Annotated in this window: 11 protein-coding genes; 3 read left to right on the top strand and 8 right to left on the bottom strand. The window is 37.1% G+C overall.

Annotated features, from left to right (window positions below; translation table 11 throughout):
- Positions 1-243: 243 nt before the first annotated feature.
- Positions 244-1,143, bottom strand: a complete 900-nt coding sequence (locus ACFTQ7_RS20205; protein ID WP_386830583.1) for a DMT family transporter — start codon at positions 1,141-1,143, stop codon at positions 244-246.
- A 325-nt stretch (positions 1,144-1,468) separates the two neighbouring features.
- Here ACFTQ7_RS20205 and ACFTQ7_RS20210 point away from each other — a divergent pair, with 325 nt between their 5' ends.
- Together ACFTQ7_RS20210 and ACFTQ7_RS20215 are read left to right on the top strand one after the other, a co-directional pair.
- Positions 1,469-2,188, top strand: coding sequence for an MgtC/SapB family protein (locus ACFTQ7_RS20210; protein ID WP_349661294.1), 720 nt, complete (start codon positions 1,469-1,471; stop codon positions 2,186-2,188).
- Positions 2,189-2,203: 15 nt separating this feature from the next.
- Entirely contained in the window at positions 2,204-3,199 is a 996-nt protein-coding gene (locus ACFTQ7_RS20215; protein WP_386830584.1) for a cation diffusion facilitator family transporter, read from the top strand.
- 174 nt (positions 3,200-3,373) lie between these two features.
- Here the strand turns inward: ACFTQ7_RS20215 and ACFTQ7_RS20220 are convergent, their stop codons facing one another.
- From ACFTQ7_RS20220 to pruA, 4 genes are all read right to left on the bottom strand, one after another.
- On the bottom strand, positions 3,374-4,537 hold the full coding sequence (locus ACFTQ7_RS20220) for an iron-containing alcohol dehydrogenase (RefSeq protein ID WP_386830585.1): 1,164 nt from the start codon (positions 4,535-4,537) through the stop codon (positions 3,374-3,376).
- Between the two features lie 291 nt (positions 4,538-4,828).
- Complete coding sequence (locus tag ACFTQ7_RS20225) at positions 4,829-6,073, bottom strand: Glu/Leu/Phe/Val family dehydrogenase (protein WP_197144309.1); 1,245 nt, start codon at positions 6,071-6,073, stop codon at positions 4,829-4,831.
- 83 nt (positions 6,074-6,156) lie between these two features.
- Positions 6,157-7,350, bottom strand: coding sequence for an ornithine--oxo-acid transaminase (locus ACFTQ7_RS20230; protein ID WP_197144308.1), 1,194 nt, complete (start codon positions 7,348-7,350; stop codon positions 6,157-6,159).
- 294 nt (positions 7,351-7,644) lie between these two features.
- Positions 7,645-9,189 carry an L-glutamate gamma-semialdehyde dehydrogenase gene (gene pruA / locus ACFTQ7_RS20235; protein WP_349661298.1) on the bottom strand — a complete coding sequence of 515 codons (1,545 nt, stop codon included), beginning with the start codon at positions 9,187-9,189 and terminating at the stop codon, positions 7,645-7,647.
- Positions 9,190-9,334: 145 nt separating this feature from the next.
- Between pruA and ACFTQ7_RS20240 the strand changes: the two genes are divergently transcribed.
- A complete protein-coding gene (locus tag ACFTQ7_RS20240) occupies positions 9,335-10,645 on the top strand; it encodes an AAA-type ATPase lid domain-containing protein (protein ID WP_386830586.1) in 1,311 nt (436 codons plus the stop codon).
- A 73-nt stretch (positions 10,646-10,718) separates the two neighbouring features.
- Here the strand turns inward: ACFTQ7_RS20240 and yugI are convergent, their stop codons facing one another.
- From yugI to ACFTQ7_RS20255, 3 genes are all read right to left on the bottom strand, one after another.
- Entirely contained in the window at positions 10,719-11,096 is a 378-nt protein-coding gene (gene yugI / locus ACFTQ7_RS20245) for a S1 domain-containing post-transcriptional regulator GSP13 (RefSeq protein ID WP_079561545.1), read from the bottom strand.
- Positions 11,097-11,181: 85 nt separating this feature from the next.
- Entirely contained in the window at positions 11,182-12,840 is a 1,659-nt protein-coding gene (locus ACFTQ7_RS20250) for a hypothetical protein (protein ID WP_386830588.1), read from the bottom strand.
- A complete protein-coding gene (locus ACFTQ7_RS20255) occupies positions 12,833-13,381 on the bottom strand; it encodes an RNA polymerase sigma factor (protein ID WP_349661302.1) in 549 nt (182 codons plus the stop codon). The genes ACFTQ7_RS20250 and ACFTQ7_RS20255 overlap by 8 nt, the downstream gene beginning before the upstream one ends.
- Between the last annotated feature and the right edge of the window lie 201 nt (positions 13,382-13,582).

Here is a 13,582-nt window from a genome sequence, read left to right on the forward strand (position 1 = left end):
TGATGTCCAAAATTTTGTTTCGTTCACCAACTCAAGGTTAGCTACTAAAAACTTTATTGATTACGTTTTGCTTGTTCAGTTTTCAAGGTTCATTTTGTCGCCGTTGTTTTCAGCAACTTTATCATCGTAACTCATCTCCAACAAGAAGTCAACAACTTTTTTTAAAATCTTTTTTCAAATCTTTTTTTAAGTCATCCTTCTTGTTAAGGACAAGTAATAATATATAATATAGCAATTTAAAAATCAAGCTTTTTTTGAAAAAAGTTTAAAAATCTTTTTCTCATCGACCACAAACAATAGAATTCCTACTATAACAATTAATCCACCAATAATTTGTGTAGCTATTAAATACTCTTTAAAAATGAAAAGAGCTAAAATGGCCGCACCAATTGGTTCAAATAATATCGCAATAGAGACTACATTTGTACTAACGTATTTAATAGACCAATTAAATAGAGTATGACCCAATAAATTAGGCACGATCGCTAATAAAATAAACCATATCCAGTCCATAGTTGGATAAGGACCAAACGATTCACCTTTAATAAGAACATAGATAAATAACGTAATTGTACTAACAGCATAAACAAGCATGGTATATGTCACAAGAGATAACCGCTTACGTACATCTTGTCCAAATAAAAAGTAAGCAGTAACGAGTGCACACGCAATAAGTGCAAGCATGTCTCCATAAAATGCAGTACCGCTAAGTTTAAAATCTCCCCAACTTATTAAAATACTACCAACAATAGCAATCGTGCCTGCAAGTATTGTTTTTAGAGTAATGCTCTCTTTGAAGAAAAAATATGTACCTACAAATGCAAACAACGGCTGTAGTGTAACCAAAACTGTAGAACTTGCTACAGAAGTGTAATTGAGTGATTCAAACCACAAAATAAAATGGAACGCTAAAAATATGCCTGCAACTGAAGAAAATAGCCAATCCCGTCTTCTTAATTGTTTTACTTCATTAGTGTACTTCCAAAAAAACAGAGGAGCCATTATTAATACCGAAAACAACATCCGGTAAAACGCAATAACCCCTGCCTCTGCATTTGCTAACTTTACAAATATCGCAGATAAGGATACAGAAATAACACCTATAAATATAGGAATGTATGGGTGAATTTTTGGTTTCTCCATTAAATCCAACCTCCAATCATTTTTACCGGACATAAATACGTCTGGATACGACTTTGTGCTATCCATGATATCTACTTGAGACTTTAACTTATACCAGCATCTATTTAATCACCTATAACGTCGGAGACTTTCTGTAGCTACTTTCGATACCGAGACCGTTTGTAGCTGACGTTTCACTTTCGCCACATAAAACAATTGCTGAAAGAAACAAAAAATACTTATACATCATTCCTATCGTGATGTACAATACAAAAAAGTAATGTACATATAATAATGACACCTTGCATATCTCTTAGCAATACGAAATATCTGTGGAGGGTTGCGTATGGAAACCTTATTTGGAAATATGATTACATATGAAGTTGGCATAAAATTAGTAATTGCAGCCACATTAAGTTTAGTAATCGGCATCGAAAGGGAATTAAAAAAGAAGCCTGTAGGATTAAAAACGAGCTTAGTCATCGCCACTTTTAGCTGTTTATTAACTATAATTTCGATTGAGACCGCCTACTCAACACCCCCAAGGTCAGATATCAATATTACAATGGATCCTCTACGCTTGGCTGCCCAAGTTGTTAGTGGAATTGGATTTCTTGGAGCAGGTGTTATTTTAAGGCGCGGGAATGATAGTATCTCAGGTTTAACAACCGCTGCAATGATTTGGGGAGCTGCTGGGATAGGGATTGCAGTCGGTGCAGGATTTTATATGGATGCTACTTTAGCTGTTATTATCATTGTTTTCGGCATTGAGGTTTTATCGCCGTTTCTAATGAAAATAGGGCCAAAAAGAATTCGTATGCGAGAGATATCATTGAAAGTTCAGATTAAAAATGATGAAAAAAGTGAGTCCTTTCTAGAATTTCTAAAGGAAAATAATATTATTATCGAAAACATACGCATTCAAGATGTTCCAAATAATAATAATATTTTTCACGAATTAGATTTACGTTTATCATTAATAGTATCTGATAACTTACTGTCATTTTATCGTTCATTACGAGCACTACCCTATATAGAAAAAATCGAAATGGAAATTTTAAACTAGTTGGAGGATTCTTTCGTGGGAGAACTATTAAAACTATTAAAAAACGGGAATAAACCATCTTTGTTGGCAGCAGTTGTCAATGCCTTTTTAGGAATTATTAAAGGCATCGCCTTCTTCTTTACAGGTAATGTTGCCATGTTTGCAGAAATGATGCACTCACTAGGGGATGCAGCAAACCAATTATTTGTTTATATCGGCTCAGCACTTTCGAAAAAAGCACCGACAAAACAATTTCCTGGAGGCTTTGGCCGAATCGTAAATTTAGTTTGTCTTTTTGCTGTTATAATCGTGGCAATCCTTTCTTATGAAACTGTAAAAGAAGGCTGGCATCATTTTATACACCCAGCTGGAGAATCTAAAGGAATGCTCATTGCACTTGGCGTATTATTGATCGGTATTGTTTTAGAAGGATCAGTTCTTGCGAAAGCTGCTGTTGAAATACTACATGAGACCGGGCAAGAAAAAGTGGGAATACTAACAGCTATCCCTAAAGCTTTTCCTTATTTAAATCGCGCAAAACCAGCAACAAAATTAGTGTTTATGGAAGACTTAGTCGCTACAGGTGGTAACGTGTTAGCCTTCGCTGCTATTTTAATAGCGCACTTTACAGGTTGGGCAAATATAGAAGGGCTCGTTTCGATGATTATCGGCTTTATGATGTTCTATGTAGTAGCAAAAGTTTTCCTTGATAATGCACGAGGCGTTATTGGCGAAACAGACGAAGAAATGCTAAATCATATAGCTCATCTTGTTATGGATGACCCAAATATCAAAGATATTGTTCGTTTAGAGGTCGTTAAAGAAGGTGAATTTTTACACGTGGAATTAGTTGCTGAAGCTGACCCTAACTTATCACTTGCTTTTCTAGATGATGTCCGCGACCATTTAACAGAGGTCATTTTAAGTCAGAAGGGCGTATCAAAAGTGGCCATTCTATATGATGAGGATGATGGAGAACAAAATTGGGTGCATATTGGTGAAAGACCAGATCACTCAACACCCAAACAATAATATCATTATCCAGCATAATTTTTCTAAATAAGATAAATAGCCAATTGCCATGTTTCAGGCAGTTGGCTATTTTTTATACAAATGAACGATGTCTCTAAGCAACGCAATGCGACATCAAGTTTTTTATAAGGAAGCCTGAACATCAAGACTACGTTGCCTCCTATCCGTTTTCAATTAAAGTGAGTTTTGCAAAATAGCTCGCACATCTTTTTCCTGTAATTTATTGAAGTTTCCAAATGGCCCATTTTGCATTGCATGTTCTACGATTTGATGGAATTTTGAATCATCGATTTCATAATCTGCAAGGTGACTCGGAGCTCCTATTGAAGTCCAGAATGCCGATAAACGATCAATTCCTTCGTATGCTACTTCTTCTGGAGTCTTCCCTGTAGCGTCGACACCGAAAACGCGTGTTGCAATACCCGCAAAACGTTCTGGATTCACAGGTACACTTAGACGCATCCAATGTGGTTGTAATATTGCTAAACCGCCAGCGTGCGGAATATCGTATACTGCAGATACAGCGTGCTCAATATTATGTGACGCCCAATCACCTCGAGAACCAATTGATAAGAATCCATTTAATCCAATTGTTCCAGCTAATAAAATCGTTTCACGCAACTGGACATTCTCTAAATCTTCTATTAATTTAGGAGCTGTTGTAATAACTGTTCGTAATACTCCTTCGCACATTTCATCTGTAATCGGGGTATTCGTCGTGTTATGGAAATATTGCTCAATAACATGCGACATCATATCAACGATACCGTAAACTGTATGATTTTTTGGTACTGACACTGTATACGCTGGATTTAAAATTGAAAATTCCGGGAAAACTGCAGGGCTGCCCCAGCTTAGTTTTTCTTCTGTCTCCGCATTTGTAATGACAGAGCCTGAGTTCATTTCAGAACCTGTTGCTGCTAGCGTTAATACCGTTCCAAGCGGCAAAGCGTCCTGCACAAATACTTTACGCTTTACAATGTCCCAAGCATCGCCATCATATTTTGCCCCAGCGACGATTAACTTAGAACAGTCAATAACGGAACCGCCACCAACAGCTAGAACTAGATCAATTCCTTCTTTTTTACAAAGATCAATACCAAGTCTCGCTGTTTCCACACGTGGATTTGGCTCAACACCACTTAGTTCAAATATTGTTTTATCTGCTTCTTGTAACTTCTCGATGACAGCATTGTAAACACCATTTTTCTTAATGCTACCTCCACCATAGACAACCAATACCTTTTTACCTTGCTGCGTTAACTCTTTTGATAGCTTTTCAAGTGCATTTTCACCAAAATGCAACTTCACCGGATTATAAAATGTAAATGAATCCATTCAATTCGCCCCTTTCTAGTTGGATTTTCTCATATTTCTGTTAATGAACGCAAAGATTTAAAACCAAAATATTAGCTCCAATTTGTCACTTCAAACGTTCTAACTGTCTGTCCCCCTATTAGCCTCTCAAGCTAACTTATCAAATGACTTCATATAAGATGTCGAAGGTTTCATAATATGTACGTTCTCCAAATACGACCTAAGCAGAACCTCTTCCTCATGCAAAAAAGGAACGCATACAAAAAAACGAGTCATCCAATTAAGAATGACTCGACTTTCATATTATATTGATTAAACCCATCCACGGAAGCGTGAAGCTTCTGCAGTGCGGCGAACACCTACCATATAAGCTGCTAAACGCATGTTAATGTTACGTGTTGTCGCTGTTGTATAAACGTTTTCAAACGCATCAACCATTTTTTTGTATAGACGTTCTTCAACTTCTTCTTCAGTCCAGTAATAACCTTGGTTATTTTGTACCCATTCGAAGTAAGAAACTGTTACACCACCAGCAGATGCTAATACGTCTGGTACAAGTAGAATACCACGATCAGTTAAAATTCTAGTTGCTTCAGCTGTTGTTGGACCGTTCGCTGCTTCTACTACGATGTTTGCTTTAATGTTGTTTGCATTGTCCGCAGTAATTTGGTTTTCGATAGCAGCTGGCACTAGAATATCACAATCAAGCTCTAATAATTCTTTGTTTGAAATTGTGTTTTCAAATAATGTTGTCACAGTACCGAAGCTATCACGACGATCTAATAAATAGTCGATATCTAAACCTTCTGGATCATGAAGTGCACCATAAGCATCAGAAATACCGATTACTTTTGCACCTAAATCATGCATGAATTTCGCAAGGAAGCTACCCGCGTTACCGAAGCCTTGAATAACAACGCGTGCGCCTTTAATATCAATGCCACGTTTTTTCGCTGCTTCTTGAATAACGATTGTTACGCCTTGTGCAGTTGCACGGTCACGACCTTGAGAACCACCAAGTACTAGTGGCTTACCTGTAATGAAACCTGGTGAGTTGAATTCATCCATACGGCTGTATTCATCCATCATCCAAGCCATAATTTGTGCATTTGTAAATACGTCTGGCGCAGGAATATCTTTTGTTGGTCCTACGATTTGACTAACTGCACGAACATATCCACGGCTTAATTTTTCAATTTCATCCATAGACATTTGACGAGGGTCACAGATGACACCGCCCTTACCGCCGCCATAAGGCAGATCCACGATACCACATTTCAATGTCATCCACATTGAAAGCGCTTTAACTTCTTCCTCAGATACGGCCGGATGGAAACGAACCCCACCTTTAGTTGGTCCTACAGCATCATTATGTTGTGCACGGTAACCAGTAAATACTTTTGTTGTACCATCATCCATTTTCACAGGAATACGCACTTGTAGCATGCGAAGCGGTTCTTTTAACAATTCATACATTGCTTCGTCATAGCCAAGTCTATTTAGAGCCTCTTGAATGACTTCTTGAGTTGATGTGAACAGATTTAAGTTTTCAGACATTATTAAATCGCCTCTTTGTTTTTATAATGATAGTATATCGGCATCATTGTAACATACTTCCGAATTGAAATGTGAACATTTTGTTAAAGATTAAAAACTTTTTCAATTTGTTCGATTGACCAATCTAAATCTTCTTGAGAAATAACAAGTGGTGGCGCAAATCGAATAACAGTATCATGTGTTTCTTTACATAATAGACCTAATTCTTTAAGCTTTTCACAATATGGACGTGCTGCCTCTGTTAATTCCATTCCGATAAATAAACCACGACCACGAACATCTTTAATAACTGGGTTATTAATTTCTCTTAATTTCCCTTTAAAGTATTCACCAAGTTGGTGTGAACGCTCTGCTAATTTTTCATCTAGTAATACTTTAATTGAAGCAATAGATACAGCACATGCTAAAGGATTACCGCCGAAAGTTGAACCGTGTGATCCTGGATTGAAAACTCCTAAAATTTCCCGATTTGCAGCTACACAAGAAATTGGGAATACACCGCCACCTAAAGCTTTCCCTAGAATGTACATATCAGGCTCTACTTCTTCCCAATCACATGCGAACATTTTACCTGTACGTGCTAAACCAGCTTGGATTTCATCTGCAATGAATAAAACATTGTTTTCACGGCATAGCTCACGAGCAGCTTTTAAGAAACCTTCTGGAGGAATAACGATTCCTGCTTCACCTTGGATTGGTTCAATTAAAAACGCCGCTGTGTTAGGAGTAATGGCAGCTTTTAATGCTTCTAGATTACCGTAATCGACTAACTTAACATTCGGTAACATTGGACCGAAGCCACGACGATATTCTTCGTCAGATGATAGAGATACAGCAAGCATTGTACGACCATGGAAGTTACCATTACATGCAATAATTTCAGCTTTTCCATCTTCTACACCTTTTATATCATATGCCCAACGACGAGCCGCTTTAAATGCAGTTTCTACCGCTTCTGCACCTGTATTCATCGGTAATACCATCTGTTTATTCGTTAATTTACCAACAAGCTCATACCATTCACCAAGGTTTTCACTATAAAACGCACGAGAAGTTAATGTTACTTTATCAGCTTGTTCCTTTAACGCAGCGATAATTTTCGGATGACGATGACCCTGGTTTACAGCAGAGTATGCGGATAGCATATCTAAGTATTTATTACCTTCCGGATCTTTTACCCAAGCACCCTCAGCCTCTGAGATAACGATCGGTAGCGGGTGATAGTTTGCAGCACCAAAATTTTGAGTTTGTTCAATAACTAGTTTTGTTTTTGTCATATAGTATTCTCTCCTTACTTTCATGATGAAAAATCTATGGAAGACTATGTTTTTCTATAAGTAAATTTAATAGGACAATTCCGCATTTTCTGAATATAAAAAACAAGAATCTGCCTAGCTACTCCTAGGTAAGCCGCTATACCATTAGCGTCTGCGGTTCTTGCTCAGCCTACTTTAATAGGAGGAGTTTCGCAGGTTCTCTTATTAGCCCCGGTCAGATTCAGTTTTGCGCTTACACAAAACCGAATCCGTGACATACACCGAGGGCTATACTTCTTCAGTTTGCTAAAGAAGTTATAGCATTTCTGAAGTTGTTTTTGCTTGCATGTGAAGTTGTAGATAGTCAGGGCCACCTGCTTTTGAGTCTGTACCTGACATGTTGAAGCCACCAAATGGTTGGTAACCTACGATTGCACCTGTACAACCACGGTTGAAGTATAAGTTACCTACATGGAAATCTTCACGAGCCTTTTCTAAGTTCATACGATTATTTGTAATAACCGCACCAGTTAAACCGTATTCAGTATCGTTTGCAATATCGATTGCTTGATCGAAATCTTTAGCCTTTGCGATTGCTACAACAGGACCAAAAATTTCTTCTTTCATAACACGTGCAGAAGGATCTACGTCTGCAAATACTGTTGGTTGGATGAAGTAACCAACTGAATCATCAGCTGTACCACCTGCAACAAGGCGACCTTCTCCTTTACCAATTTCAATGTATTCTGTCACTTTATTGAATGCCGCTTGGTCAATTACTGTTGCCATGAAGTTTTTGAAGTCTGTTGGATCACCAACTGTTAACGTGTTAGTAAGCTCAATTACACGATTAACAACTGTGTCATATACATCTTCAACGATAATAGCACGAGAACATGCTGAACATTTTTGACCAGAGAAGCCGAATGCTGATTTTACGATAGATTGTGCTGCAAGCTCTAAATCTGCTTCTTTATCAACAACGATTGTGTCTTTACCGCCCATTTCAGCGATAACACGTTTAATCCAAATTTGACCATCATTTAAAACAGATGCACGTTGGTTAATACGTAAGCCTACATCACGAGATCCAGTGAAGCTAATGAAGCGCGTTTTCGGATGATCAACTAAGTAGTCACCTACTTCTGCACCAGAACCTGGTACAAAGTTCACAGCACCTGCTGGAAGTCCAGCTTGCTCTAACACTTCGATAAATTTATAAGCAACTACAGGAGTTGTTGAAGCTGGTTTTAATAATACAGTGTTACCTGTTACTAAAGCAGCAACTGTAGTCCCTGCCATAATTGCGAATGGGAAGTTCCATGGTGAAATAACAATACCAATACCTAGTGGAATATAGTCATAACGGTTATATTCACCAGGACGGCTCTCTACAGGTTGCCCTTCTTTAATACGTAGCATTTGACGGCCATAGTATTCTAAGAAATCAATTGCTTCTGCAGTATCTGCATCAGCTTCAGCCCACGGTTTACCCGCTTCTTTTGTTAAAAGTGCAGAGAATTCATGTTTACGACGACGGATAATTGCCGCTGCTTTGAATAGTACGTCTGCACGAATAGCTGGATCTACTTTTTTCCAAGTTTTAAAAGTTTCGTCTGCTGCTTGCATCGCTTTTTCAGCTAGTTCTTTGTTTGCTTTTGATACGCGACCAATTACTTCTGTTTTCTTTGCAGGGTTATATGAAACGATTTTATCTTCTGTCGTAATACGTTCGCCACCGATAATAAGTGGGTAGTCTTGACCTAAATAACTTTCGACTTTATTTAATGCTTCTAAATATGCGTTGTAATTTGCCTCTTGAGTAAAATCTGTGAATGGTTCGTGTTTGTATGAAATCATACTAAATCCTCCCTCGTGAGATGTGTTATAAGTGTGCAAAAAACGTTGACGCAAAATATCTTTGCGTTTAGAATATTCTTACACTTATTATAATGCAAAATTTTGTTGCATATTTCAAGTAAAAAATTTTTGAGGTGCACATTTTATGAAAAATTCCGAACCTTTACTCCCTTTTTATGAGTTTATCGCAACAAATGTAACTGTTGGTATTCATGCTGTAGACCTTTCTGGAAAAACAATTATTTATAATACGAAGATGAAAGAAATTGAGGGATTTCATTTTGATGAATTAGCCGATCGTTCTGTTATTGAGATGTTTTCTTTCCGCCAGCATGAAAGTACTTTAATGCGTGTGTTACAAACAGGTAAAAAAGAAGTTAATGTAAAACAAACATACTGGAATAAAAATGGTCATGAAATAACAACGATTAACGATACTTTTCCACTATATGTTGAAAATAAACTAATTGGAGCTATCGAGTTTGCTCGGGACATTACATCACTCGAAAAGCTAGTTTATCAGCCTCTTCGTCGATATGGTGAACCTTTAACATTCGATATGATCACAGCTGTTTCTGATTCGATGCGACAAGTTATCGCAAATGCCCAGAAAGCAGCAGCTGTGAAATTGCCAGTATTATTAATTGGTGAATCAGGTACAGGAAAAGATTTAGTAGCAGAAGGTATACATCATGCAGCTTCGACTGACCCTGAAGCATTTGTAACTCTAGTGAGTCGTCGCTCTGCTCAATCTGTTTTAGATAAATTACAGGAGCTCTTACAGGATGACAAGCCATACACTTTTTTCTTTGAACGCATTGATTTTTTAAGTCTAGATATTCAAGAGCAACTATTAGAGGTATTACAGTCTCTTCCACAGTCAAAATACATGCTCATTGGCAGTGTAGGAAGTGATCCCATTACATTAATTGCAGAAAATAAACTGTCAAAATCACTGTATTATTTCTTTGCAACAATGGCCATTTCCATTCCTAATTTAACAGATCGAAAAGAAGATATTCTTCCATTCGTAGATGATTACTTTAACCGCCATCAAGAACGATTTGCTTCAAATGTCACGGAATTATCACCTGATGTACAGGATTTATTTTTGCAATATGATTGGCCAGGAAATTTAAAGGAGCTTGAGCTATTACTAGATGAAACGGTGTCATTTATGACTACTGAATCAACAGTTACCTCAGATTTATTACCAATGCATTTCCGCTTCAAAGTACAGCAGAAAGGCGTATCTAATCACGAGCCGGAATTTTTTATGTTCCAGCAACAGAATGATGTTATGCCGCTCGATGCTTATTTACGTGAAGCCGAATCCTATTATGTGCAAAACGTCTTAAATTTATATGAAGGCAATATTACAAAGGCCGCTACTGCACTTGGCATGAGTCGTCAAAACCTACAGTACCGAATTCGAAAAATAAAAAATTCGCTATAATTAAATACTAAAAAACGAGGATACCTTCATATTTGAAAGCATCCTCGTTTTTTTATCTCGCATTAATAGGCAGTTATTGTCCTGACTGCTCGATCCAGTCTTGTAATTTATCTTTTAAGGAATTAAAACCATTCGCATCCGATTCATCTACACGGTCCTGCAATGATTTACGTGGTGGCGCATCTTTTTTACGCAATGTAGCCGGGCGCTCCTGCAAAGCACGAATCGATAAACTAATTTTTTCAGCATCTTCATCGATTTCAAGTATCTTCACTTCTACCTCTTGCCCAACTGACAAAAATTCACTTACGTCCTTTACAAAGCCGTACGTAATTTCGGAAATATGTACAAGGCCTTGTGTATCTTCATCAAGCGCAACAAATGCACCGTACGGCTGTATACCTGTAACTTTTCCGGTCAACACGTCTCCTAATTCATATTTTTTTTCCATAAACTTTGCCCACTTTCTTTTTGTTTGCTACGTATATATCACCATAAATTATAACATACGTAAATAAGTGGAGCAAAAAATCTCCTTATTCGTTAATAGCACTAATTCGGTAATGTTGTTCACCATTTTCGGTTACTACAGAGGTTAATTCAAAGGATAATTGCTGTCCAATTACTCCATGTGCCTTACTTTTTATAGTGGCTCTAATAGATAACGACGAACCTCCCATTTCATGAAGAGCTTTAAAATTTCCCATCCCATCAAACTGAATAACTGTATTTATATCCAAGTTATCAGTTAATAGTCTCTGAGCTATGTCACGATCACCAACCCCATGAGCATATAAAAATAAACTAACGATATTAATTGGATTTAATGTATCGATAATTGTATCATTCTTCGTTTTAACATACTCATTGTAAAGAGATTTAGTTTGCTCAATCCAACCTTCATTAATCTCTATACTTGTTGTTCCATCCTCCGTTTGCATAAATGTGTCTTCTCGTAAATGTAAAATCCCCATCCAAATATCGTATGTTGTTAACTGTTCTAGCGTTTTAGATTGTCCAGTTAACTTTATTTCATCTAGTATTAATTGTGCTGTATTGCGCATTGCCTCACCATATCCGCCATTCGCAATGATCGTTAATAGATCGATGTATTCGAGCTTGTATTGTCCAGTTTTTGTACGAATTGGGTTGGTTTCAGATCCTTTAAAAATTGCAAGCCATGTATTCTCAAACTCTCCCTTTAATACGTTGAAATCACTATACTCATTAGGGTTATCATCCCCAATAAGTGTTTTTTCATAAAGTCGTAGAACAGTTGCAGAATCCTCTATAGAATAAAGTAAATCTTCACCAACAAGCAATGAGCCTGTATTCAAGTATTTAAAATATCCTAATACATTCGGGTGAAGCCGTTCAATATATTCGGGCGCGTCTTTCCCAAATACAGGATTTGGCCGAAAATTATAACTTTGTCCATTATATTGCAATTCAAAATATTGCTTATTAGCTGTAGCAATTAATTTATTTAGGTCTGCAGGGAGACTTTTCGGTTTTTGAGATAATACTTTTTCATACTGAGCAAGCTTATTAGAATAATAGCCTGCAAACTCTTCTGCTGAATTAGAATATCTACTATAAAAGTAATAAGATTCTTCAAATGTCATCTGATCTCCGTAAGTTTCTAGAAGTTGTATGAACTCTCGTGGCGTTTGTAGATTATCCAATGTATCTTTTTCTAAACTTTTGAAAAAGCCATTATTATTGGTGTTCAACATCTCTAGAAACAGCTCTTTTCTTTCAGGTAAAGAATTAATTTCATTATCTGCCATTTGAACCTTTGATATTATACTAAACTCTTTCTCCGGAATGTCGAGCTCCTGACGCATTTGTTCACGTTTTTCTTTATATTCTTTTGTAAAGTTTGAAAGCCATTCGTCATATGCTTTTCCTTGATCTTGTTCTTGTTCAGCTGTTTGAACAAATGTCGAAGGATTAATCACATACGACGAAACGAGAACACCTACTAAAAGTACACTTGCAATGCATGCTATCCAGACAGCTGGCTTTTGCCATTTTGAAGGGGGCTTTTTTGTTATTACTGTTTCTTGCGATTGTTGTGTTGCATCTTCTGCCTCAATTTGTGCGAAAACGGTTTCTGGATCTAACTGTGGTTCCATGCGATCATAGGATTTTTTTAGAAGCTCCATTCGTTTTTCAAACTGTTTATCATCCATTTTCAACACTCCCCTCCTGCATGATCACCGCTTTGAGCTTTTCCTTTGCACGTAATATACGAACTTTGACTGTTGATAACGAAATATTTAGTACCTCTGCTATCTCCTCATACTTTAATTCATGGAAGTAAAATAATATAAGTGGATAACGATATTTTTCATCGAGTTCATTAATAGCATTATGTAATAGCCTATCCTCTTCAAAATTAAGGACATGCTTTTCTGCTGAAGATGCGGGTATTTGTTGCTGTGCACTTAGTCTTTCTTCCTTTGCTTGCTCTCGTTGTTCTTTGCGATAATAATCACGCGTTGCATTCAATGTGATTTTATAGAGCCACGTCGTAAAACGATCCTGCTTAAATTGATGTAAAAAACGATATAGCTTTACAAATACCTCCTGTGAAACATCTGCTAAATCATTACTATGTACGCCGCATTGAAAAGCAAACTTTTCAACTGTTCGTTGATGTATTCGGATTAGCTCTATATAGGCGCCTTTGTCTCCTTGCTGAGCTCGTTCTATTAATTCGGTTTCTGTCACAGTCATCCCCCCTTTGCATATGTAACGAACCATTTCTCCTAATTGTTACATATTTAAATATATTTTGGATTCCCACCATACCGTGTGGTTGATTCCCTTGTACTTCGCGGGTAGAAAATCCAAGTGCACTATCATTCGGCATTTTATCCTGATGTAAAAATTTTAGATCGCTTTATTTTCGACTTTGTAGACTTCTAACAA

This window comes from Lysinibacillus sp. NPDC056959 (assembly GCF_042674095.1).
Taxonomy (GTDB): domain Bacteria; phylum Bacillota; class Bacilli; order Bacillales_A; family Planococcaceae; genus Lysinibacillus; species Lysinibacillus zambalensis.